This window comes from Allobosea sp. 10L417 (assembly GCF_056395485.1).
The window spans coordinates 1-21,477 of record NZ_JBFTJP010000003.1 but is presented as its reverse complement, the minus strand read 5'-3'; the positions used below and the strand labels follow the sequence as shown (position 1 = coordinate 21,477).

General features: G+C 66.0%; 18 protein-coding genes. 8 read left to right on the top strand and 10 right to left on the bottom strand.

Annotated elements, in window-relative coordinates:
• Positions 1 to 383 precede the first annotated feature (383 nt).
• The 4 genes from AC1DE3_RS10640 to olsB all read left to right on the top strand — a co-directional run bounded on the left by AC1DE3_RS10640 (position 384) and on the right by olsB (position 5,794).
• Positions 384 to 1,483, top strand: a protein-coding gene (locus tag AC1DE3_RS10640; protein WP_476852358.1) for an IS3 family transposase whose coding sequence is annotated in 2 segments (ribosomal slippage) — positions 384 to 645 and positions 645 to 1,483 — 1,101 coding nt in all. Because the reading frame shifts where the segments join, the coding sequence is not laid out codon by codon here.
• Positions 1,484 to 1,691: 208 nt separating this feature from the next.
• Positions 1,692 to 2,489 carry an ATP-binding protein gene (locus AC1DE3_RS10635; RefSeq protein WP_476852357.1) on the top strand — a complete coding sequence of 266 codons (798 nt, stop codon included), beginning with the start codon at positions 1,692 to 1,694 and terminating at the stop codon, positions 2,487 to 2,489.
• A gap of 161 nt (positions 2,490 to 2,650) precedes the next feature.
• Positions 2,651 to 4,738 (top strand): hybrid sensor histidine kinase/response regulator, encoded by a 2,088-nt coding sequence (locus tag AC1DE3_RS10630; RefSeq protein ID WP_476779796.1) that lies wholly within the window; start codon positions 2,651 to 2,653, stop codon positions 4,736 to 4,738.
• A gap of 204 nt (positions 4,739 to 4,942) precedes the next feature.
• The gene (gene olsB, locus AC1DE3_RS10625; protein WP_476779811.1) at positions 4,943 to 5,794 is read left to right on the top strand and encodes a l-ornithine N(alpha)-acyltransferase; all 852 of its coding nucleotides are present in this window, start codon (positions 4,943 to 4,945) and stop codon (positions 5,792 to 5,794) included.
• Positions 5,795 to 5,898: 104 nt separating this feature from the next.
• On the opposite strand, the gene AC1DE3_RS10620 is transcribed toward olsB, so the two are convergent.
• From AC1DE3_RS10620 to AC1DE3_RS10610, 3 genes are read right to left on the bottom strand one after another with little or no spacing between them, the layout of a single operon-like run.
• The gene (locus AC1DE3_RS10620; RefSeq protein ID WP_476779797.1) at positions 5,899 to 6,765 is read right to left on the bottom strand and encodes an SDR family oxidoreductase; all 867 of its coding nucleotides are present in this window, start codon (positions 6,763 to 6,765) and stop codon (positions 5,899 to 5,901) included.
• Entirely contained in the window at positions 6,762 to 7,886 is a 1,125-nt protein-coding gene (gene queG / locus AC1DE3_RS10615) for a tRNA epoxyqueuosine(34) reductase QueG (RefSeq protein WP_476852404.1), read from the bottom strand. The genes AC1DE3_RS10620 and queG overlap by 4 nt, the downstream gene beginning before the upstream one ends.
• Before the next feature lie 11 nt (positions 7,887 to 7,897).
• Complete coding sequence (locus AC1DE3_RS10610) at positions 7,898 to 8,590, bottom strand: glutathione S-transferase family protein (protein WP_476779798.1); 693 nt, start codon at positions 8,588 to 8,590, stop codon at positions 7,898 to 7,900.
• Between the two features lie 258 nt (positions 8,591 to 8,848).
• Here AC1DE3_RS10610 and AC1DE3_RS10605 point away from each other — a divergent pair, with 258 nt between their 5' ends.
• Positions 8,849 to 9,646, top strand: a complete 798-nt coding sequence (locus tag AC1DE3_RS10605) for an undecaprenyl-diphosphate phosphatase (protein WP_441509285.1) — start codon at positions 8,849 to 8,851, stop codon at positions 9,644 to 9,646.
• Between the two features lie 79 nt (positions 9,647 to 9,725).
• Here AC1DE3_RS10605 and AC1DE3_RS10600 read toward each other — a convergent pair whose 3' ends face one another.
• Both AC1DE3_RS10600 and AC1DE3_RS10595 read right to left on the bottom strand, forming a co-directional pair.
• Entirely contained in the window at positions 9,726 to 11,456 is a 1,731-nt protein-coding gene (locus tag AC1DE3_RS10600) for an MFS transporter (protein ID WP_441509284.1), read from the bottom strand.
• Between the two features lie 245 nt (positions 11,457 to 11,701).
• Complete coding sequence (locus AC1DE3_RS10595) at positions 11,702 to 12,574, bottom strand: protein-methionine-sulfoxide reductase heme-binding subunit MsrQ (RefSeq protein WP_476779799.1); 873 nt, start codon at positions 12,572 to 12,574, stop codon at positions 11,702 to 11,704.
• Between the two features lie 125 nt (positions 12,575 to 12,699).
• On the opposite strand from AC1DE3_RS10595, the gene AC1DE3_RS10590 reads away from it, so the two are divergent.
• Positions 12,700 to 13,314, top strand: coding sequence for an HAD family hydrolase (locus AC1DE3_RS10590; RefSeq protein WP_476779800.1), 615 nt, complete (start codon positions 12,700 to 12,702; stop codon positions 13,312 to 13,314).
• 36 nt (positions 13,315 to 13,350) lie between these two features.
• Here the strand turns inward: AC1DE3_RS10590 and AC1DE3_RS10585 are convergent, their stop codons facing one another.
• Together AC1DE3_RS10585 and AC1DE3_RS10580 are read right to left on the bottom strand one after the other, a co-directional pair.
• Positions 13,351 to 14,481: a saccharopine dehydrogenase family protein gene (locus AC1DE3_RS10585; RefSeq protein ID WP_476779801.1), complete on the bottom strand. Its 1,131-nt coding sequence runs from the start codon at positions 14,479 to 14,481 to the stop codon at positions 13,351 to 13,353.
• A 188-nt stretch (positions 14,482 to 14,669) separates the two neighbouring features.
• Positions 14,670 to 15,113: an Lrp/AsnC family transcriptional regulator gene (locus AC1DE3_RS10580; protein WP_149131092.1), complete on the bottom strand. Its 444-nt coding sequence runs from the start codon at positions 15,111 to 15,113 to the stop codon at positions 14,670 to 14,672.
• Between the two features lie 244 nt (positions 15,114 to 15,357).
• Here AC1DE3_RS10580 and AC1DE3_RS10575 point away from each other — a divergent pair, with 244 nt between their 5' ends.
• Positions 15,358 to 15,843 carry a hypothetical protein gene (locus AC1DE3_RS10575; RefSeq protein ID WP_441509280.1) on the top strand — a complete coding sequence of 162 codons (486 nt, stop codon included), beginning with the start codon at positions 15,358 to 15,360 and terminating at the stop codon, positions 15,841 to 15,843.
• Between the two features lie 56 nt (positions 15,844 to 15,899).
• On the opposite strand, the gene AC1DE3_RS10570 is transcribed toward AC1DE3_RS10575, so the two are convergent.
• From AC1DE3_RS10570 to ilvD, 3 genes are all read right to left on the bottom strand, one after another.
• A complete protein-coding gene (locus tag AC1DE3_RS10570; RefSeq protein ID WP_476779802.1) occupies positions 15,900 to 16,835 on the bottom strand; it encodes a hypothetical protein in 936 nt (311 codons plus the stop codon).
• 78 nt (positions 16,836 to 16,913) lie between these two features.
• Entirely contained in the window at positions 16,914 to 18,020 is a 1,107-nt protein-coding gene (locus tag AC1DE3_RS10565) for an HPP family protein (protein ID WP_476779803.1), read from the bottom strand.
• Positions 18,021 to 18,216: 196 nt separating this feature from the next.
• Positions 18,217 to 20,058 (bottom strand): dihydroxy-acid dehydratase, encoded by a 1,842-nt coding sequence (gene ilvD, locus AC1DE3_RS10560; protein ID WP_476779804.1) that lies wholly within the window; start codon positions 20,056 to 20,058, stop codon positions 18,217 to 18,219.
• 202 nt (positions 20,059 to 20,260) lie between these two features.
• Here ilvD and AC1DE3_RS10555 point away from each other — a divergent pair, with 202 nt between their 5' ends.
• Complete coding sequence (locus AC1DE3_RS10555; RefSeq protein WP_476779805.1) at positions 20,261 to 21,127, top strand: LysR substrate-binding domain-containing protein; 867 nt, start codon at positions 20,261 to 20,263, stop codon at positions 21,125 to 21,127.
• The last annotated feature ends 350 nt before the right edge of the window (positions 21,128 to 21,477 follow it).

Below are 21,477 nucleotides of genomic sequence, written 5' to 3'. Positions count from 1 at the left end.
GCCAAGGCCAAACAGCGTCGTCGGGACGATTGCGACTGCCTCAGGAGAGGTCGCAAGCGGCTCGATGGAGTGATCTTCGCTGGCCTCCCTCCTATACGGAGATGCCCGAAGCCGACTGTTCAAATTTATCTATGAACAGCTCCAGACCGCGGCCAATGAGGCGGGGCGTTTCAATTCGCTTGTTCAGCGGCGGGCCGCCGCGCTCGACACCAAGCCATCGCCGATTAGCAATAGTCGTCGATCGAATCGAACAGCTCCTCCCCAACCAGTTCGCAGAAATGCTTCAGGGCGCCTTGCAGGGTAAAGAAAGTGGATTCGCTGTGACCTGAGACCCTGATCTTCCTCCAGATTTGAGTAGAGTCCGTCACTCACGGAGACGGACGATGCGCCCCTCACGATTCACGGAAGAGCAGATCATCGGGATGCTGAAGGAGCAGGAGGCTGGAGCTGCCACAGTGGATGTCTGCCGCAAGCACGGCATTTCCTCAGCGACATTCTACAAGTTCAAGGCGAAGTATGGCGGGATGGACGTGTCGGATGCGCGTCGGCTGAAGACCCTCGAGGATGAGAACGCCCGCCTCAAGAAGCTGCTGGCCGAACAGATGCTCGACAACGCGATCCTGAAGGATGTCGCCGCAAAAAAATGGTGACGCCCGATGCAAAGCGGAAGGCGGTGGCTCATGCCTGCACGGTGCATGCAGTGAGCCAGCGTCGGGCGTGCCTAGCCTTGACGATCGACCGCTCGACGGTGCGCTACACGAGCACCCGGCCGGACGATGCCCTGTTGCGCGAGGCGATGAAGGCCGTGGCAGGAGAGCGCCGGCGGTTCGGCTATCGCAGGATCCACATCATGCTGGACCGCCAGGGCATCGTGATGAACCAGAAGAAGCTGCGACGGCTCTATCGCGAGGAGAAGCTGCAGGTGCGCCGGCGCGGCGGCCGCAAACGGGCACTGGGCACGCGCAGGCCCATGCTCGTGCCTGATCGGGCCAATGCGCGCTGGAGCCTCGATTTTCTCTCCGACACGATCTCGGACGGTCGCCGCTTCAGGGTGCTCGCCATCGTCGACGACTATACGCGGGAGTGCCTGGCACTCGTCGCCGACACCTCGCTCTCGGGCCTGCGCGTGGCCCGCGAACTGGATGGCGTCATTCGCCTGCGCGGCCGGCCGGGGACGATCGTGTCCGACAACGGCACCGAATTCACCTCGATGGCGATCCTGCGCTGGTGCCAGGAGACCGGCGTCGAGTGGCACTACATCGCCCCCGGCAAGCCGACACAGAATGCCTTCGTCGAGAGCTTCAACGGACGCTTCCGGGACGAGTGCCTCAACGACACGCTGTTCTCGACACTCGTCGAGGCCCGCAGCGCCATCACCTCATGGAAGGAGGACTACAACCGACAAAGACCCCACTCGGCCCTCGGCAACATCACGCCCGCCGAGTTCGCTCTCAAATCCTCGCTGGAAAAACAGGCCGCCTGAGGCCAGAAATGAAACCTAGGACTCTCCCTCAGAACGGACGAGAAAAGGGTCTCAGGTCACTTTGATTCGTAGTGCAATTGTCGCGCAGGAAACCGTGTAGGCAGCGAGCCCGTAACCGACACATGGTTTGGAGGAATAATCCTACGCATTACGCCACTCCAATTTTGTCTTAAAAACTATGATAATTTCAAAGTTTGTCTCACTTTGAGTGAGAAAAATCAGCTCGCTTGGCGGTCGATTCGCGCGAACAAACCGAGACATTGTCGCAGTAACTCTGAGAATTGACAGCGGCGGCGGCCTTCATGCCAAGCCGGGGGAGGTCTCGCTCGCCCATCACGGCGTGCTCTTCCTCGACGAGCTGCCCGAGTTCCAGCCGCAGGTGCTGGATGCTTTGCGTCAGCCGATGGAGACCGGCGATGTTCTGATCTCTCGCGCCAATCACCGGGTCACCTATCCCGCCAGATTCCAGCTCGTGGCGGCGATGAACCCGTGTCGCTGCGGCAAGGCGACGGAGCCCGGTTTCGCCTGCCGCCGCCAGCCGAACGAGCGTTGCATGGCGCAGTATCAGACTCGGCTGTCCGGTCCGCTGCTCGACCGGATCGATATCGCCATCGATCTCCCCGCGGTCACCGCTGCCGACCTGATCCGGCCATCGACGGGAGAGGACTCCACCACCGTCGCCGCGAGAGTCGCAGCCGCCCGTCAGCGCCAGCGCGCGCGCTTCGAGGCGCTGGAACTGCCTCAGCGCGGCCTGGGCCACGTCAGCACCAATGCGGCCTGCCCTCCGCCGGTGCTGGAAGAGATCGCACGGCCCGATAATGCCGGGCTCGCCCTTTTGCGCGATGCCGCGGAGGCGATGCGCTTGACGGCGCGGGCCTATCATCGCGTGCTGAAAGTAGCCCGCACGCTCGCCGATCTCGACGGCGAGGCCAAGGTCGGGCGGCTGCATCTGGCGGAGGCGCTGTCCTATCGCTCGCGCGGTGGCGAGCTCGTTCAGGCGGCCTGATCGCGTGGCGCGTTTTCGAGCGCAGCAGATGGCTCGTCCGAAGACCGCGCAAGATGCGATGAGCTCGACGTATTCTTGATTAACCGATCCTGAAGGCCGAACGGCGAATCTGCGGGGTTCGCAGGCGCCTTTCTCAAGGGACGAGGGCTAGATCGAAGGGCATGGTTTCTTCGTTCTGGTCATGGCTCATCGTCGGAGGCGCCGCGCTCGCGCTATGCCTGCTGATTGCCCGGCTCCTGTTCCAGCGTGAACAGTTGCGGCGGCAGGTCGCCGCTTTGCTCCGCGATACCGAAAATCTCAACGACCGGCTTTGGACACTCGCCGATAGCGAGGAACGCTATCGCAGCCTGATCGAAGCCCAGGGCGACCTGATCGTCAGGCGCGACGGTGCGCGCATCGTCTATGCCAACCGGGCTTATGGGGCGCTGTTCGGCGCGAGCGAGGTCGATCTCGTCGGCAGCAAGATGCAGCTGCCGCAACTCGCCAGTCGGCCAGCGCAACTGCTCGAAGGCGGAGCCCGCAGTTTCGATGAGTGTCTGGCGACGTATGAGGGCGAGCGCTGGATTTCCTGGGTCGAGACGGCGGTTGCGGGACATGGCGGGAAGGCGCTCATCCAACGCGTCGGCCGCGACATCTCCGCGCGTATCGCCGGCGAGGACGCCCTGGTCGAGGCACGCGCCCGGGCCGAAGCCGCGAGCGAGGCGAAATCGCGCTTCCTCGCCACCGTCAGCCACGAGTTCCGCACGCCGCTCAACGGCATCCTGGGGATGGCTGACCTTCTCACCGATACCGGCCCCGATGCCGAGCAGGCGACCTATATTGCAGCGTTGCGGACCTCCGGCGAGGCCTTGCTCGCGCTGGTCGACGATATCCTGGATTTCGCCAAGGTCGAGGCCGGCAAGCTCGAATTGGTCGAGGAACCCTTCGACGTCGTCCAGCTCGTCGAGACGGTGGCGGAACTCGTGGCGCCGCGGGCGCAGGCGAAGGGCATCGAGCTCTCCGCCCATATTGCGCCCGAGCTGCCCACGCGCCTCATTGGCGATCGCGACCGCCTGCGCCAGATTCTGCTCAACCTCGTCGGAAACGCGGTGAAGTTCACCGAAGCCGGCGGGGTCGGTCTCAGCCTGCGGCTGTCGGGTGCGGGCGTCGAGATCACCGTCGCCGATACCGGGCCGGGCATTCCCGTCGACCGGCTCGAGGACATCTTCAGCGAATTCGAACAGGTCGAACATGGTGCCGGCATACGGCAGTCCGGAGCCGGCCTCGGGCTGGCGATCGTCCGGCGCCTCGTTGATTTGATGGCGGGCGAAGTGAGGGCCGAAAGCCGGCTAGGCGAAGGAGCAACATTCCGCGTTACACTGCCGCTCGCGGCAGCTGCGGATGCCGCGCGTCCGGGCATTCCGCATTGGCCGCATCAGCATATCCTGCTGGTCTCGCCTGTTCCGTTCGCGGCGCGCTTCCTGGCGGAAGCGATCCGGGTGACCGGGGCCGCGGTCTCCGTCGCGACGACCGCCGAATCGGCGCGCGTGAAGCTGATCGGCGAAACCCGCCCGACAGCGGTTCTGATCGATCACGCACTCGGCGATATGCCGGCGAAGGATCTCGCTACAGCGGTCGCTGCGTCCGGCATCCGCGATTGCCTGATCCTGCTCTCGCCTCTGGAGCGGCGGCAGTTCGGTGCGCCGCAGGCCGCGGGCTTCTCCGGCTTTCTCATCAAGCCGGTGCGGACGCGCTCGCTCTATGAACGGCTCGATGCGGACTTCCCGCATAGGCTGCCGGCGATGGGCGAAATCGCGAATGCCACCGCATCCGCTCGCAACTCGCCCGGCACCGGCCTCCATGTGCTCGTGGCCGAAGACAATGAAATCAACGCGCTGCTGGTCGTTCGCACGCTCGAACGTTTCGGTTGCATCGCATTCTGGGCGCGCGACGGGCGCGAGGCTCTGCAGCGCGTGGAGGCCAGCTTTGCCGGCGCGGCTCCGCCGCTGGCGCTTGCCCTTCTCGATGTGCGCATGCCGGTGATGACGGGTCTTGATTGCGCGCGCGCCATCCGCGCGCTCGAACGCCGGCTCGGGCGCGCCTCCGCCTTGCCGCTCGTCGCCGTCACTGCGAATGTCGCGGAAGCCGATCGGGAAGCGGCTTTCGCAGCGGGGATGGATGATTGTCTCGCCAAACCGCTGGAGCGCGCGGCATTGCTGCGCTGGCTGGAGCGCCTGTCGCTACCGTCGGCAGGCAGCCTCTCGGCTTGACGGCAGTCATCGCTTCGACGCCGTTTTGTCGCGAAGTTGTAAGATCCTCCGGGCAAGCCTACCTCTAGGCCGAACGCGGCTGAGGGATCGAGATTCGCGATGGCATTGCACGTTTCTGATAGCAAGAACGCGCTGCCCTCCCGGTTTTCAGCCGGCAATGCGTTCACCCGGTTCGCTCCGCTGATGCTGATCGCGGGCGGCCCGATGCGGCGTTTCGGTGCCGAACCCGGCGAGGCTCCGCCGCTTGCGGGCACGCTCGGCCGGCTCGGTTCGCTCGAGGTCCGGCTGGCGCGCGGCCCGCGCGAGATCTGGCGGGCACAGCGCCTGCGCTACCGTGTCTTCTACCAGGAAATGTCGGCCAAGCCCGATGTCGTCTCGCGGATGTTCCGCCGCGATGCCGACCGCTTCGACAAGGCCTGTGACCATCTCCTCGTCATCGATCATGCGGCGCGCGGCCGCTTCGGCGGCACCAAGCCCAAGGTCGTCGGCACCTATCGGCTGATGCGCCAGAGCGCGGCCGAACGGCTCGGCGGTTTCTACACGCAGAGCGAATTCGATCTGGCGCCGCTGCTCGCGCGCCATCCCGGTCAGCGCTTCCTCGAACTCGGCCGCTCCTGCGTGCTGAAGCCCTATCGCACCAAGAGGACGGTCGAGCTGCTTTGGTCCGGTATCTGGGCCTATCTCCAGCATCACCGCATCGATGCGATGTTCGGCTGCGCCTCCTTCGACGGGACCGATCCCGACTCGCTGGCCCTGCCGTTGAGCTTCCTGCACCATCAGGCTCGCTCGCAGGGCGAATGGGCCGCGGCTGCGCATCCCGAGCATTTCGTAGGCATGGATCGCCTGCCGTCGGAGATGATCGACGCCAAGCTCGCGCTCAAGGAGTTGCCCCCATTGATCAAGGGCTATCTTCGGATCGGCGCGCGCTTCGGCACCGGCGCCGTGATCGACCGCCAGTTCGGCACGACCGACGTGCTGGTCGTGCTGCCGGTCTCGGCGATCGACAAGCGCTACACCGACTACTATGGCGGCGAGACCCCGCGTCGCGCGGCCTGACATTAGAGCATCTTCGAGCGAAGTGAGCACCGGTTCGCGTAAAGAAAATGCGACAAAACGAAAACTGACAGCAACCTCGCGATGGAAGCGCGAGGTTGCTCTCACTATTCGCCGGCTGCGGCCAGCGCCCGTAGCGCCTCGCGATAGGTCGGGTAGCGGAAGGCGTAGCCGAACTCCCGCTTCACCAGCGCATTCGAGACGCGCTTGCTCTCGCCGTAGAAGCTCGCCGCCATCGGCGAGAGCTGTGCTTGCGCGAATGGGGTTTCCGGCGGCGGTTCGAGGCCGGTCAGTTCGGCCGCGAAGGTGACGACGTCCTGCGGCGGCCCCGGCTCGTCGTCGGTGACGTTGTAGATCGCGCCGTTGCGGGGCTGCGCCAGCGAGGCCATCAGCACCTCGGCGATATCGTCGACATGGATGCGGTTGAAAACCTGCCCCGGCTTGATCAGCCGGTTCGCCTTGCCCTCGCGCAGCTTGGTGATGGCGTTGCGGCCGGGGCCGTAGATGCCGGAAAGACGGAATATCTGCACCGGCTTGCCGCTATCGCGCCCAAGCTGCAGCCAGGCCTCCTCGATCGCGACGCGCTGGCGGGTGCGGCCGTTGGTTGGAGCCGGCGGCGTGGCTTCGTCGATCCAGGCGCCGCTTTGGTCGCCATAGACGCCGATCGTCGAGAGATAGCCGATCCAGCGCAGGTTGGGTGCCGCAGCGAGCGCGCCGCGCAGCGGGCCGAGTGCCGGGTCGCCATCCTCAGCCGGCTGCACCGAGACGAGCACCGCGTCGGCCTCCGCCACCGCCTTGCTGAGCGCCGAGGACACGGCGAAGCCGCCGAAGACCAATGTCCTGATGCCTTCGCGGCTGAGCTGCGCCGCCTTCTCGGCGGAGCGGACGGTGCCGGTCACTTCCCATCCCCGCGCCAGCGCGGCGCGCGCGAAAAAGCCGGCCGAATAGCCGAGGCCGAGGATCAGGATGTTCATGCGGCATATTCCGTCTGAAGCGTCAGTGCGAGCCATTCGGCGCGCACTTGCGGATCGTCTTCGCCGGCGAGTCCCGCCGCGGCGCGCTCGCTGACACTTTCGGGAGCGACTCGGCCGAGCGCCCAGACCGCCATGGCACGGACGAGCGGCGAAGGGTCGGCGAGATGGGGCAGGGCGCTCTCGGCAAGTTCCGGTCGGCCGCTATTGCCGATGGCGATCAGCACATTGCGCAGGAAGCGGTCGCGTCCGGTGCGCTTGACCGGCGTCCCGGCGAAGAGCGTGCGGAACGCGGCGTCGTCGAGGCGGGCGAGCGCGGCGAGGTCCAGCCCGTCGAGTTCGTTCTTGAGGGCGAGCCGGGTTTCCTGCGCGGTCTGCGCGAATTTGTTCCAGGGGCAGACGGCGAGGCAGTCATCGCAGCCGAAGACGCGGTTGCCGATGCCCGGCCGCAGCTCTGCATCGATATGGCCGGGATGCTCGATCGTGAGATAGGCGATGCAGCGGCGCGCATCGAGCCGGTAGGGCGCCGGAAAGGCGTCTGTCGGGCAGATGTCGAGGCAGCGCCGGCAGGAGCCGCAATGATCGCGCTCGGCCGCATCGGCCGGCAGCTCCGCGGTGGTGTAGATCGCGCCGAGGAGCAGCCAGGAGCCGTGCTCGCGCGAGACCAGCACGGTGTGCTTGCCCTGCCAGCCCAGCCCGGCCGCCTGCGCCAGCGGTTTCTCCATCACCGGGGCGGTGTCGACGAAGACCTTGACGTCGGCGCCGCCGCGCGCGGCGAGCAGCCCGGCCACGCTCTTCAGCTTGCCCTTGATGACGTCGTGATAGTCGCGCCGGCGCGCATAGAGCGAAATCGCAGCCTTGTCGCGCTGAGCCAGCGTCGCGAGCGGATCGCCGTCGCCCGCATAGTTCATGCCGAGCATGATGACGGAGCGGACCTCGCCCCACAGCCGGCGCGGATCGGCGCGCTGCTCACGGCGCTCCTCCATCCAGCTCATCTCGCCCTGATAGCCGCTGGCGAGCCAGGCTTCGAGCCGCTCGGGCGCCTCGGGTATGGCGTCGGCAGCGGCGACGCGCATCACGGCAAAGCCTTCACCGAGCGCCCGCTCAGCGACGGCGCGCTTCAGCTTCTCGCCGCTCAGAAGTCCAGATTGTCGTAATGCGCGCTCGGAGACATGCCGGGCATGCGGTCGCTCAGCAGCGGCCGGAAGCTCGGTCTCGACTTGATCCTCGCATACCATGAGCGAGCCGCCTCATCCTCTTCCCAGGGCACGTCGCCGAGATAATCGACGCAGGACAGATGCGCCGCCGCCGCGAGATCGGCATAGCTCAGCTGCGAGCCCGCGAGCCAGTTCCTTTTGGCCAGCAGCCAGGAGATGTAGCGCAGATGATAGCGCACATTGGCGCGCGCCGCGCGGATCGCGCTCATTTCCGGCGGTCCGCCGCCCTCGTCGCGGCTCATGAACCGCTTCATCACCTTTTCCATCACGAGCGGGCCGGTGATCTCCTCATGGAACTTGACGTTGAACCAGTCGAGCAGGCGGCGCACCTCGACGCGCTCGCCGGGCCCTTCCGGCAGCAGGCGGCGATCGCCGAGCGCAAGCCCGCGGGTCTCGTCGAGATATTCCGCGATCGGTCCCGCGCCGGGCACAGGTAGCCCGTTCTGCTCCTGGAAGACGGGCGTCGTCCCCGCCGTGTTGAGCTCGAGGAATTCCCGTCGTCGCTCCCAGACGCGCTCCTCGACCAATTCGGCCTCCATGCCGAACTCGCCAAGTACGAGACGGATGAAACGCGAATGCGGACATAGCGGGTAATGGTACAGGGTCGCCATGGCACTCATGAAGACTTGTGAAGCAGGCAAAATGCGTCGGAAGCAGGGCCGCCGGACTTTGTCGCGATCCGAAGGGGCGGCGAGGCTTGCTATAGTCATGCCCGAAAAGCGTCACAAGCCGCGGCAATGCGGGTGCCTGCAATTTGTCCCGGCTCCTTCGCAAAGTGGTAACCAATTTGCAAAGGCCTGGGCGTAAGCCGACGAGACGACGACCGATGCCCGGCCAGGTGCGGTCTGATTCGCGCGAGGATCTCCCGCATGCAGAACCTGATCGAAGCCTTCGTCCTCGGCATCGTCGAGGGCCTCACCGAGTTCCTGCCGGTCTCCTCGACGGGCCATCTGCTGTTGCTGGGCCATTTCCTCGGCTTCGAATCGAACGGCAAGACCTTCGAGGTGCTGATCCAGCTCGGCGCGATCCTCGCGATCCTGCTGGTCTATTTCCGCCGCCTGCTGGACATCGCGCGACGCCTGCCGACGGACCCCTCCGCCCGGCGCTTCGTCATCGGCGTGCTGATCGCCTTCCTGCCCGCCGCGATCATCGGCGCCGCCTTGCACGGCTTCATCAAGAGCGTGCTGTTCAACCCGTTCATCGTTTGCTGCGCCCTGATCGCCGGCGGCCTGATCCTGCTCGTCGTGGACGAGATGGAGCTGCAGGAAAAGCACACCGACGCCACGACTTTCCCGCTGCCGATGTATTTCAAGATCGGCCTGATCCAGTGCCTGGCGATGATCCCCGGCGTCTCGCGCTCGGGCTCGACCATCGTCGGCGCCATGCTGCTCGGTGCCAGCAAGCGCGCCGCGGCGGAGTTCTCCTTCTTCCTCGCCATGCCGACCATGGCAGGCGCCTTCGCCTATGATCTGCTGAAGAGCTACAAGGACCTGACCTTCGACGACGGCATCCTGATCGTCGTCGGCTTCATCGCGGCCTTCTTCTCGGCGCTGATCGTGGTGCGCAGCTTCCTCGACTTCGTCTCGAAGCGCGGCTTCGCCCCCTTTGCCTGGTGGCGGATCATCGTCGGCATGGTCGGTCTCGCCGGCCTCTGGATCGTCGGCTGACCGGACCGACCTGGGGAGCGCCCGTCATTTCCGGGCGCGTCGCTGGCGCGAAGCCCCGCAGTGACGCTTCGACTCCATCTCAGGCTGGCCGCGATGAGTCGGCCAGCGAGTCGGCCAGCGTCGGAGACCTCGCCGCCGGCAATTGCGGCAGGGAAGTTGTCTGCCGCTCGATCATGCGGTGGACCACCGGCGGGTTCGGCCCACTATGCAGCGCGCGTACCTGCTCGCCGATCTCGGCATCGGCCTGGGTGACGCGCTGGTTCTGCCGGACATATTCGACCCATGTCGGACTGTCGTAGCGCTCGATCCAGAGCGTCGGATCGGTCAGGTCGCGCAGCAGGGTCCAGTGCCGGGCGCCGTCGCGGCGCCGGATGCGGCGCCGCTCCGCCATCACGGTCAGGAAGGCGACGACGTCTTCCGGCTTGATGATGTATTCGATCGTCACGATCACCGGGCCGGAGCGCGGCTCGATGTCGACCGCGACCTTCGGCTCGCGCCAGCGGCTGAGCGGATCGAGATTGAGCTCCTCCAGCGGCGGCAGCCGGTAGCGCAGCCCGAGCGCGGCGCCGGCCAGCAGCGTGACCGCCGAGATCAGCAGCGCCTTCTCGACGCCGAAATGCTGAGCGAGCCGGCCCCAGGCCCAGCTGCCGGTCGCCATCCCGCCGAAGGCCGCCATCTGGTAGGTCGCGAGCGCACGGCCGACGACCCAGCGCGGGGCCGAGAGCTGCACCGTGGCATTGAAGGTCGAGAGCGCGAGCACCCAGCAGGCGCCGCAGACGAAGAGCCCGGCCATCGCCAGCGGCATGGTCGAGCTGAGCGCGACGAAAATGACGCCCACGGCGTAGGCGGTAAATGTGGAGCGAACCAGAGCTTCCGTGCTCATCGCCCGCCGCAGGCGCGCACTCATGAAGGCGCCGGCCACCGCGCCCGCGCCGAAGGCGCCGAGCAGCACGCCATAGGTCAGCGGGCCGCCGCGGACGAGGTCGCGCGCGATCAGCGGCAATAGCGCCAGCCCGACGATGGCGCCGAAGCCGTAGACGAAGGCGCGCAGGATGACGGAGCGGATATTCGGCGACATCGCGACATAGCGCACGCCCGCGCCCATCGCGATCAGCATCGTCTCGCGCGGCAGGAGACGTTCGACCTTGGGCGGCCGCCAGCGCGCCAGCACGATGAGAAGGGGGATGTAGCTGACGGCATTGATGGCGAAGGCCGCGACCGCGCCGGCCGCCGCGACGATGGCGCCGCCGATGGCCGGGCCGACGCTGCGGGCGATGTTGAAGGCGACGCTGTTCAACGTCACCGCCGCCGGCACGTCGCGGCGCGGCACCATGTCTCCGACCGATGATTGCCAGGCCGGGTTGTTGAGCGCCGTGCCGCAGCCGATCAGGAAGGTGAAGGTCAGGAGCAGCCAGGGCGTGATCAGGCCGAACCAGGCGACGGCAGCCAGCCCGATGGAGACCAGCAGCATGAAGATTTGCGCGACCAGCAGGATGCGGCGGCGATCGTAATTGTCGGCGATGGCGCCGGCGGCCAGCGAGAACAGCATCACCGGCAGCGTGGTCGAGGACTGCACCAGCGCCACCATCTCGGCCGAGGGCGAGATCGAGGCCATCATCCAGGAGGCGCCGACCGCCTGGATCAGGCCGCCGAAATTCGAGGCGAGGCTGGCGAACCAGACGGCGCGGAAAATAGGCTGCTGCAGCGGAACGAAGGGCGAGACCCGAGCCTGCGCTGGTTTGATGCCTTCCGAGGCGAGCTCGGCTTCTATGACATCGGCCGTGGGCTGGGCGTGCGGGTCGTCAGGCATGCCATAGGGTTAGAGCATGAGTGCGGGAGGGGAAATCCTTTCCATCCGGAAGATGTCGAAACTTGGAACGTTTTTCTCCTTGGAGCCCGTTTGAAAATTGACTGAGCCCTCATCCTGAGGAGCCATTCCCTTGGGAATGCCGTCTCGAAGGATGCTCCAGGAGGCTCAGGAGATATCTGGAGCATCCTTCGAGACGCGCCTGAAGGCGCTCCTCAGGATGAGGGCTGGAGGTTCCAAACGGTCACTTACGCCACCGCGGGTTGGCGCACCTGCCGTGGCGGGCGCGGCTTGCGTGCGCGCAAGCCATGGCCGAATGCGACCAGAAGCCCGGCCAGGGCGACCCAATGCGACGGCCGCAGCGAGGCGTAATCCTGATAGGTCAGGATGTCGGCATTGGCCTGGAAGACCAGCCAGGCCGAGACACCGGAAGTCGCGGCATACCAGCCCGCTTCCAGCCCTGCGGTGAGCAGCCCTGCGAGAAGCGCGATGCCGGCCAGGGCCGGAACCGAGACCGGCAGCTTCCAGCGATACAGGCCGCGATAGAGCATCAGCAGCAGGAAGAGCCCGCTCGTCAGCACCGGCTCGGTGACGTCGATCTTGGATTGCAGCGCGAAGTGCAGCAGCGCCAGTATCGCGATCGGATAGACGAGATTGTGCAGGCGCTGCCAGTTCTTGCCGAGCCGGCGGATCATGCCGTCGGTCGAGGTGGCGCCGAGCGCGCAGAGGCCGAGGAGCGCCACGAAGCCAATGGTCAGGTAGAAGCGCTTGACGATCTCGGAAACGATCAGCCCCCAATCGAACGCCATGTCGATGAAGTAGAGGGAGAGATGGCCGAGTGCATAGGCCATCACGCCGAGCCCGACCATGCGGCGGATGCCGATCAGCTTGCCCCAGTCGAACAGCCGCCGGAACGGCGAGACGGCGAGCGTGACGATGAGGATCCTGACCGCCCAGGTCCCGGTCTGGTGGATCGCTTCGGTCCAGGGCTTGGAGCCGAGCTGATGCATCCAGGCGGCATGGAGCAGGAGCAGCGCCGGTACGAACAGCAATGCGAAGGCCGCGGCCCGCAAGGGCGAGAAGCGGCCCTGTCGGTCGGTCCATGGCAGCCATGCTTTCACGGGCGGGTCTCCGATGCGAAGGCTCATGCCTCGGCATAAACGATAGGGTCGGCCACTGTCCTGCACGTCTGGACACAAGCGTGTGAATGGGCTGTCCTGCCGGTCCATTTCAAGCGGGTTTCACGATGGCTTCCAGCAATCCCACCGTCGTCTTCGATGTCGGCAATGTCCTGCTGCGCTGGGACGCGCGGCTGATCTACAGCACGCTGATCCCGGAGGCCGAGCGGCTCGACTGGTTCATGCAGAACATCTGCACGGGCGACTGGAATCTGGAGCAGGATCGCGGCCGCTCCTGGGAGGAGGGCGTGGCGTTGCTGGTCGCGCGGCATCCGGAATGGGAGCGCGAGATCCGCGCCTTCAATGAAAGCTGGCATGACAGCGTGCCCCACACCATCGCCGACAGCGTCGCGGTTCTGGAAGAGCTGAAGAGACAGGGCGAAAAGGTCTACGCCATCACCAATTTCTCGCGCGAGAAATGGGCGGAATGCCTGATCCGCTTCCCGTTCCTGCAGAGCTTCGACGGCGTCGTCGTCTCCGCCCATGAGCGGCTGCTGAAGCCGGACCCGGCGATCTACGAGGTGCTGCTCGGCCGCTACGGCCTCGACGCCGGCGATTGCATCTTCGTCGATGACAGCGAGAAGAACATCGTGGGGGCCCGCGGTATCGGCATGCGGACCGTCCATTTCGTCGAGCCCATCGACCTGCGCGCCGAGCTGCGCGGCCTGGGCGTCAGGCTCTGACGGGCAGAGCCTGACTGTCGGAGGGAGCGCGAGCTCTCAGGCCGCGCTCTTGACCGCCACGGTGGGGGCGAGGCCTTCGGCGTCGACGCCGCGCGCCTCGCGCACCAGCCGGCCGCCCGCCTTGGTCGCAAGGAAGTCGGCGAGGACGGCATCCTCCTGGCGCACGAAGCCCTTGGCGGGCAGCTTGCCGGCGAGGAAGAGCTCGACCATCGCGACGCAGCCGGCAGCGGTGGTGAGCTGGATCGCGCCGAGCTCGTCATTGCCGTCATAGCGCAGCACGACGCTCTCTTCTTCGAGGCGGCCGCGGCGCTCGCCGACGCCGGTCACGAAGATCACGACCACGTCCTTGCGGGTGAAGGGCGCGGAATGCGTGAGGATGCGGCGCAGGGTCTCGCGGTCGTCGGCGAGATCGAGATCGCGCAGCAGGAGCTTCATGATCTCGGCATGGCCGGGATAGCGCAGTGTCTTGTAGCTCATGTTGCGCACCTTGCCGGCGAGCGTCTCGGTCAGGGTGCCGAGCCCGCCCGAGGTGTTGAACGCCTCGTAGGCGACGCCGTCGATCATCACGCTCTCGATGCCTTCGAGCGCCGGCACCAGGGTCGGCTGGCCGTCGAAGACGATCTCGCAGGGGTTGCAGTATTCGTTGATCAGGCCGTCGACCGACCAGGTCACGTTGTAGCGCAACGCATTGGTCGGGTAGAGCGGCAGCGCGCCGACGCGCATCTTGATGGCGCGGACATTTTCGAAGCGAGCGGCCATGTCGGCGCCGAGGATGCAGATGAAGCCGGGGGCCAGACCGCATTGCGGCACCAGCGCGACCTCGGAGGTGGCGCCGAGCTCCTTGATGTAGGAGGTGGTGGCGACGTCCTCGGTCAGATCGAAATAATGGGTCTTGGTTTCGGCCGCGACCTTGGCGATGCCCTTGTTCAGGAAGTACGGGCAGGCGCTGACGACGATGTCGCGGTCCTTGAGGAAGGCGCTGAGCGCGCCGAGGTCGGCGGCGTCGACCGTTGCGGTGGCGAAGCGGCCGCCGGTGGCATGCTTGAGCTGCGCCGCGGAAGCGTCGGCCAGCGTCACCTCATGGCCCTGCTCGGCCAGCATGCCGGCGATGATGACGCCGATCTGGCCGGCGCCGAGCACGGCGATGCGTTGCTTCTGGATGGTCATGTCGCGATCTCCTGACGGGTCGGGCAGGCAAGGCACCTCCCTCTCTCGTCATTCATCGCCTCAGGCGACGCAGGCTTTAACGAGCGGATCGCCGCTGCACGCAGCGATGTGCCCGCGAGAAGAAGGGATATGCGCCATATCGATGGGAAATCGACAACGCGGTTCCCGGCCGCGCCGTCGTGGCAGCGTCAGCGCTCGAATTTCCGGGCCAGAATCACGGAGGACGTCGTGCGCCGGACGCCTTCCATCTCGGCGATCCAGTCGATGATGGTGTCGAGGTCGCTCGCCGTCTCGCACTCGATCTTGACGGAGAGATCGAAATGGCCGCTCAGCGTGTGGCATTGCACGATTTCGGGCCGCTTTTTCAGGGCTGCGACCACGCCGCCCTGCTGCTTCACCTCGAGCTCGATCAGGATGAGGGCGGAGATCGTGGTGGCGGGCCGGGTCGCCTTGCCCAGGATCGTGGTGTAGCCGGCGATCACGCCGTCGCGTTCCAGCCGGGCCAGCCGTCCCTGCACGGTCGCCCGCGAGACGCCGAGCTGCTTGGCGATGTCGGACAGGGGAAGCCGGGCATTTTCGGTGAGAATGCGGATGAGCTCGCGGTCCTTCGCGGCGTCGGAGGGCCGTGCCATATCGTCTCCAGATGTGCGATGGGCCGTCATATAGCAGGGAAATCGGGCGACCCGGCAAGGAGAGACTGAAAGATCTGCCGGGCTTACTCTCCGGCTTTCTCTCCGCGATCGCGCAAGGGCTTGCCTACAAAGGAACATTTTGCAGGCGAAAGGTTATTCGGCGCGCCGGAAAAGGGCTTGCCTCGGGGCGTAAATCGGAGTGGCATGCCGACCGGCGGCAGTACGCTTTGCCATGGAGAAGGTCATGTTCAGGACATTCATTCTCGCATCCGCATCGGCCCTTGCTCTTGCATCCTTCACCGTGGCGCCGGCCTCGGCGCTGACGATGAAGGAGTGCAGCGTCAAGTATCAGGACGCCAAGAAGGCCAATACGCTCAAGGGCCAGAAGTGGAACGATTTCCGCAAGGCCCAGTGTGGTGACGACGATGCCGCCGACGACGAGGCCGCGGCCGCGGTGCCGGCCGAGCCGGCGAAGCCTGCCGCTCCGGCCGCGACGACGGCCGCTCCGGCTGGCAAGCCCATGGCGATGCCGTCCGCCAAGGCAAGGGCCGCGGTCTTCCCCAAGGCCGTTTCGCAGAAATATTCGAACGAGACCGCCGGCAAGGCGCGCCTCAAGACCTGCGTCGACCAGTACAACGCCAACAAGGCGGCCAACGCCAATGGCGAGCTGAAATGGATCGAGAAGGGCGGCGGCTACTGGAGCCAGTGCAACACCAAGCTCAAGGGCTGATCCTCGCATCGATCAGCGTTCGAAACGCCGCGCCGCAAGGCGCGGCGTTTTGCGTTTCAGAGCATCTGCGACGGACGAGAAGCAGGGTCGGACGGTCTCAACGGCGCAGGATCGGACGGCCTTTGCCCCTTGCCGAGCATCTCGCCACGGGCGCGGATGATATGTGCCGTCACGACTTCCTGAACCCGCTTTTCCGCCGCCTCGCGGACCGCGCCCCGATTGGCGGGGCGGCCGTCCTCGGTCTCGATCAGCTCGATCGTGGCATTGGTCAGCGCGTCGACGTCCCCCTTGCAGAACAGCATGGCCGCCTTGGCGACGACCTCCGCCTTCTCGTCGGTGAGCAGCATCGGCGTTCCCTCCCGGCCGATGCAGGCCAGCATTTTGCTGCGGATCAGGTCGCGCGTCTTCTCCAGCAGCGCCTTCTTTTCGGCCCGTGCCGCGCGCTCCTTCTCCGTCGCCTCTGGCGTCTGAGCCTGAGCGGGCGCGCCGGGTGTCACCGGGCCGCGTGCATTGGCGCTCTGCTTCACGCATTCGACCAGAGCCGGCAGCATCTCGCCGGTCGAGGTCAGCGCGAAGGTATAGCGTGCGTCATTGGCGATCAGCTCGAGGTAGCGGCCCTGGCGGAAGGCGTTGATCAGATTTGATTGCGCCGGCATCGCGATGGTGAGCAGCGTCCGTGTCTTGATGTTCGCGGTCACATCGATGGTCGAGCTGCGGTCGAAGACGAGCCGGAGATTGAGCGTCTCGCCGGCCCTGAGCTTCCAGTCGGGCCTGGTGAAGCCGAGCAGCCAGGAATACTGCGCGGTGACCGAGGTCAGCATCGTCACGCCGCTCTTGTAGCGGGCGCTGACGGCGCAATGCGAGAAGGCGCCGGTCTGGTCGTTGGTGAAGGTACCGCCCGACCAGTTGCCGACGACGATCTTTCCGAACGGGCCGGCCGCCTCCGCAGGAAGCGACAAAAGGCAGATCAAGGCGACGGCCGCGGCCCGCATTGCGGTTCCTCCGATGAGATTGGCGGCAAGCTAAAGGAGGACGGGCGAAAGGGGGAACGTTTTTTGGTGCCGCGCTGATCAGGCGGCTTCCTGCCGCAGCGGCTTGAGCAGCATGGCGAGCAGGTCGCTCTGCGTCACCAGCCCGAGCAGATGCTGCGCTTCGTCGACGATCCCGACGGCGTGGCGGCAGCCATCGGTCAGCGGCGCGATCAGCTCGATGGCGTGGGCATCGGGGCCGGCGGTGCGGGCCGGGGCCATGACATCGTCGACGCGCAGGCCCGGTCGCGTCAGCTCGCGCAGCCCGACCATGCCGAGCAGCCGGTTGTCGTGATCGACGACGGGCAGGGCACGAACGCCATGTTCGAGCAGGAGCGCGCGTGCGGTTTCGATCCCGCCGTGTCGGTCGATGCGGACGATGTCGCGGGACATGATATCGGCGCAGCGCGGCAGTCCACGGGAGCGCGAGAGCGCATGCATCTCGACGCGCCGCAGCAACTGGTCGAGATCCCCGCGGTCGATGTCGAAGGCCTCGCCGAGATCGCCGAGCGCGGCATCGATATCGGCCTCGTTGAAGCCGATACGTTGGCTGGCCGGCAGGTCCTTCGTTCCGTGTGGATTGGCGGCGGCCACAGGACGATGCGGATAGCTATGGCTGGAGAAGCGGTGAAACAGAACGCCGAACAGGGTAAGCACCAGCGCGTTCAGCCCAACCGGCACGAAGGCGAAGCCGAGGCCGTAGGCCGAGACGAGCGGGCCGCCGAGCGCGGCCGTCAAGGCCGCCGCCCCACCGGGCGGATGCAGGCAGCGCAGCAGCGACATGGCGGCAATGGCGAGCGCGACGGCGCTGCCGGCCGCGATGGCGGGCTCGGGAACGTAACGGCCGACAAGCAATCCGATCAGCGCCGAGACAGTATTGCCGCCGACGATCGACCAGGGCTGCGCGAGCGGGCTCGATGGGATGGCGAAAAGGAGCAGGGCGGATGCACCCATCGGCGCGGCAAGCAGCGGCAGATGGGGATCGTTGCCGAGCAGAAGCCCGCAGATAAGCCCGGTCGCCCCGACCCCGATCAACGCGCCGAAGCATGCGACGAGTCGGTCTCGCCATGTCGCGCCGGCCAGGATCGGCGCGAAGACCCTGCTGCGCCAGCGTCGGCCGGTCTGTGGGTCGGGAACGGGGAGAGACATTGAACTCGGCTAGCGCTGCTCAAAATTTCGGCAGGCTCAATACGCCGGAGAATGTGTCCAGACAATGCGATTCTGCTGCCGCACCCGAGCCCGAAGATATGAAAAGCAGAAATCGCTCTTCGCGTGACAGCGCTGGGAAATTTGATCTCTATAGAATGGGTCGACCGGCCGAGTTGGCCGGTCGACCCAAAGACGATCAGTCGACCACGCGCACCGCGCCCTTGGCGGCGCTCGTCGTCGTCGCAGCATAGGCCTTGAGCGCGGTCGAGACCTTGCGCTTGCGCGGCGCGGACGGCTTCCAGGCATCCTTGCCCTTGGCCTCCATCGCTGCGCGGCGGCGCGTCAGCTCGTCGTCGGAAACCTGCAACGAGATGCTGCGGTTGGGGATGTCGATCGCGATGATGTCGCCGCTCTCGACAAGGCCGATCGCGCCGCCCTCGGCCGCTTCCGGCGAGACATGGCCGATTGAGAGGCCGGAGGAGCCGCCCGAGAACCGGCCGTCCGTGATGAGCGCGCAGGCTTTGCCGAGCCCCTTCGACTTCAGATAGCTCGTCGGATAGAGCATCTCCTGCATGCCCGGCCCGCCGCGCGGCCCCTCATAGCGGATCAGCACGATATCGCCGGGATTGACCTTGCGGTTGAGGATGCCGTCGACCGCCGCGTCCTGGCTCTCGAAGATCACGGCAGGACCGGCGAATTTCAGGATGGAGGCGTCTACGCCCGCCGTCTTCACGATGCAGCCGTCCAGCGCGATGTTGCCGAAGAGCACGGCGAGCCCGCCATCCCTCGAATAGGCATGCTCGGCGCTGCGGATCACCCCCTTCTCGCGGTCGTCGTCGAGCTCCTCGAAGCGCCGGTCCTGGCTGAAGGCGGTCTGGGTCGGCACGCCGCCGGGCGCCGCGCTATAGAAGGAGCGCACCGCCTCGCTCTGCGTCAGCGTGATGTCCCAACGCGAGAGAGCTTCGGCCATCGTCGCGCTGTGAACGGTCGGCAGCGAGGTGTCGATCAACCCGGCGCGGTCGAGCTCGCCGAGGATCGCCATGATGCCGCCGGCGCGGTGGACGTCTTCCATATGCACGTTAGCGACGGCCGGAGCGACCTTGCAAAGCACGGGCACGCGCCGCGAAAGCCGGTCGATATCCGCCATGGTGAAGTCGATCTCGGCCTCATGGGCCGCCGCCAGCAGGTGCAGCACCGTGTTGGTCGAGCCGCCCATGGCGATGTCGAGCGTCATCGCGTTCTCAAACGCCTTGAACGAGCCGACATTGCGCGGCAGCACGCTCTCGTCGTCCTGTTCGTAGTAGCGGCGGGCGATATCGACGATCAGATGGCCGGCCTCGACGAAGAGGCGCTTGCGGTCGGCATGGGTCGCGAGCGTCGAGCCGTTGCCGGGAAGGGCGAGGCCGAGCGCCTCGGTCAGGCAGTTCATCGAGTTTGCGGTGAACATGCCCGAGCAGGAGCCGCAGGTCGGGCAGGCCGAACGCTCGATCACGTCGACCTCGGCATCGGTATACTTGTCGTCGGCGGCCGCGATCATCGCATCGACGAGGTCGACCTTCTTCAGCACGCCCTCGGCGATGAATTTGCCGGCCTCCATCGGTCCACCCGAGACGAAGACAGTCGGGATGTTCAGGCGCATCGCCGCCATCAGCATGCCCGGAGTGATCTTGTCGCAGTTGGATATGCAGACCATCGCGTCGGCGCAATGGGCGTTGACCATGTACTCGACGCTGTCGGCGATGAGCTCGCGCGAGGGCAGGCTGTAAAGCATGCCGTCATGGCCCATCGCGATGCCGTCATCGACGGCGATGGTGTTGAACTCCTTGGCGACGCCGCCGGCCTTCTCGATCTCGCGTGCGACGAGCTGGCCGAGGTCCTGGAGATGGACATGGCCCGGCACGAACTGGGTGAAGGAGTTCACGACGGCGATGATCGGCTTGCCGAAATCGCCATCCTTCATGCCGGTGGCGCGCCACAGGCCGCGGGCGCCGGCCATGTTGCGGCCATGGGTGGAGGTTGCGGATCTCAGCCTGGGCATCTCATGCGTCTCCGGTCTCGGGCTCCTGATGTCCCGTTGGGCGGCAAACTACCGTTGCCGCGCCCTGCGACAAAATTGAATTCTTCGATTTCCATGATCGGCGCCGCGCATGGCGGCCACGGGCTCTGCCTACGGGACAGATGGTTTCCGAATTGGCATAACGGCACCCGCTGGAACGCGACGAGGCGAGGGCTGCTGCACCATGCTGCGCAATATCGACGTCGATCTGCTGCGCAGCTTCGTCACTGTCGCGGAGCTGCGCAGCTTTACCCGCGCGGCGGCCGCGCTGTTCCGCAGCCAGTCGACCGTCAGCACCCAGATCCGCCGGCTCGAGGAACTGGCGGGGCAGACGCTGTTGCAGCGTTCGCCGCAGGAAGTGGCGCTGACGCGCGCGGGCGAGCAGTTCCTCGGCTATGCCCGCCGTATCGTCTCGCTGCATGACGAGGCGCTCGACGTCATCAATGCGCAGAGCGTCAGCGGCCGAGTCAGGCTGGCGGTCATGGATGACTACGCCACCATCGTCTTGCCGGAAACGCTCGCCCGCTTTGCCCGCTCCCACCCCGAGGTCGAGCTCGAGGTCACGACCGGATTCACCCGCGACCTGCTGAACAGCCTCGGCGAAGAGTTCGACCTGGTTCTCGCCACGCAGAAGGCCGGCGATGGTCGGGGCCGGGTCCTGCGCCGGGAACGCACCGCCTGGGCCTGCGCGGATCGGGCCAGTTTCTCGCTGGTGGAGCCGTTGGAGCTCGCCTTGCTGAAGGCGCCCAATATGTTTCGCGAATGGGCATTGGAAGCGCTGAACGAAGCCGGGCTGCGCTGGCGCATCCTGTTCTCCTCGTCGAGCATCGGTGCCGTCGAGGCCATGGCGGCATCGGGGGCGGCGCTGACCGTGGTCAAGGCCGGCACCGCACGCCCGGAGTTAGAGTTGCTGGGGCCGGAGCAGGGGCTGCCGGCCTTGCCGGCCTCGGAGATCGCACTGCACCAGGCGCCGGGGCGCGCGGCGGCGGCCGTGGTGGCCCTGAGTGACTTCCTGGCGGAAGCGTTGAGCGATGCGCCCGCTGCATCCTGAAGGCACGGGCTCTCGCGTTCCCGCGGCATCTTCCCTCTGGCCTGATGAGGGATGGCGCCGGTTTGGCCCCGGAGCGGACGAGAATGGTGCTCCCGACCTTGTGGAAAACTCATGATTCCAGATAACTCATTGAATTCACTAAAAATTCTGGCGTTGTCGAAAAACTTTCAAAATCGGCGTTGACAGCGAAAAGGGGCGCGCCCTATAAGCCACCCATCGAGACGGCGCCGCCGCTGAGCGGCGCCTCTTCTGCGCTTCCTAAGGACGCTGGGGCTGAGGCCGGTTCGCCGGGTGAAGTTCTGTCGGTTTTGTTGAAGCCCTGCTGTTTGAAAATTGAAGACAGAAAGAGA

Bases quoted from the DNA above. Each gene is read 5' to 3' on its own strand.
- AC1DE3_RS10610 (WP_476779798.1), bottom strand. From the start codon at position 8,590: ATGGCGACCCTGTACCATTACCCGCTATGTCCGCATTCGCGTTTCATC.
- AC1DE3_RS10605 (WP_441509285.1), top strand. From the start codon at position 8,849: ATGCAGAACCTGATCGAAGCCTTCGTCCTCGGCATCGTCGAGGGCCTC.
- ilvD (WP_476779804.1), bottom strand. From the start codon at position 20,058: ATGCCCAGGCTGAGATCCGCAACCTCCACCCATGGCCGCAACATGGCC.
- AC1DE3_RS10555 (WP_476779805.1), top strand. From the start codon at position 20,261: ATGCTGCGCAATATCGACGTCGATCTGCTGCGCAGCTTCGTCACTGTC.
- olsB (WP_476779811.1), top strand. From the start codon at position 4,943: ATGCGGCGTTTCGGTGCCGAACCCGGCGAGGCTCCGCCGCTTGCGGGC.
- AC1DE3_RS10600 (WP_441509284.1), bottom strand. From the start codon at position 11,456: ATGCCTGACGACCCGCACGCCCAGCCCACGGCCGATGTCATAGAAGCC.
- AC1DE3_RS10575 (WP_441509280.1), top strand. From the start codon at position 15,358: ATGTTCAGGACATTCATTCTCGCATCCGCATCGGCCCTTGCTCTTGCA.
- AC1DE3_RS10620 (WP_476779797.1), bottom strand. From the start codon at position 6,765: ATGAACATCCTGATCCTCGGCCTCGGCTATTCGGCCGGCTTTTTCGCG.
- AC1DE3_RS10585 (WP_476779801.1), bottom strand. From the start codon at position 14,481: ATGACCATCCAGAAGCAACGCATCGCCGTGCTCGGCGCCGGCCAGATC.
- AC1DE3_RS10570 (WP_476779802.1), bottom strand. From the start codon at position 16,835: ATGCGGGCCGCGGCCGTCGCCTTGATCTGCCTTTTGTCGCTTCCTGCG.
- AC1DE3_RS10590 (WP_476779800.1), top strand. From the start codon at position 12,700: ATGGCTTCCAGCAATCCCACCGTCGTCTTCGATGTCGGCAATGTCCTG.
- AC1DE3_RS10565 (WP_476779803.1), bottom strand. From the start codon at position 18,020: ATGTCTCTCCCCGTTCCCGACCCACAGACCGGCCGACGCTGGCGCAGC.
- AC1DE3_RS10580 (WP_149131092.1), bottom strand. From the start codon at position 15,113: ATGGCACGGCCCTCCGACGCCGCGAAGGACCGCGAGCTCATCCGCATT.
- AC1DE3_RS10630 (WP_476779796.1), top strand. From the start codon at position 2,651: ATGGTTTCTTCGTTCTGGTCATGGCTCATCGTCGGAGGCGCCGCGCTC.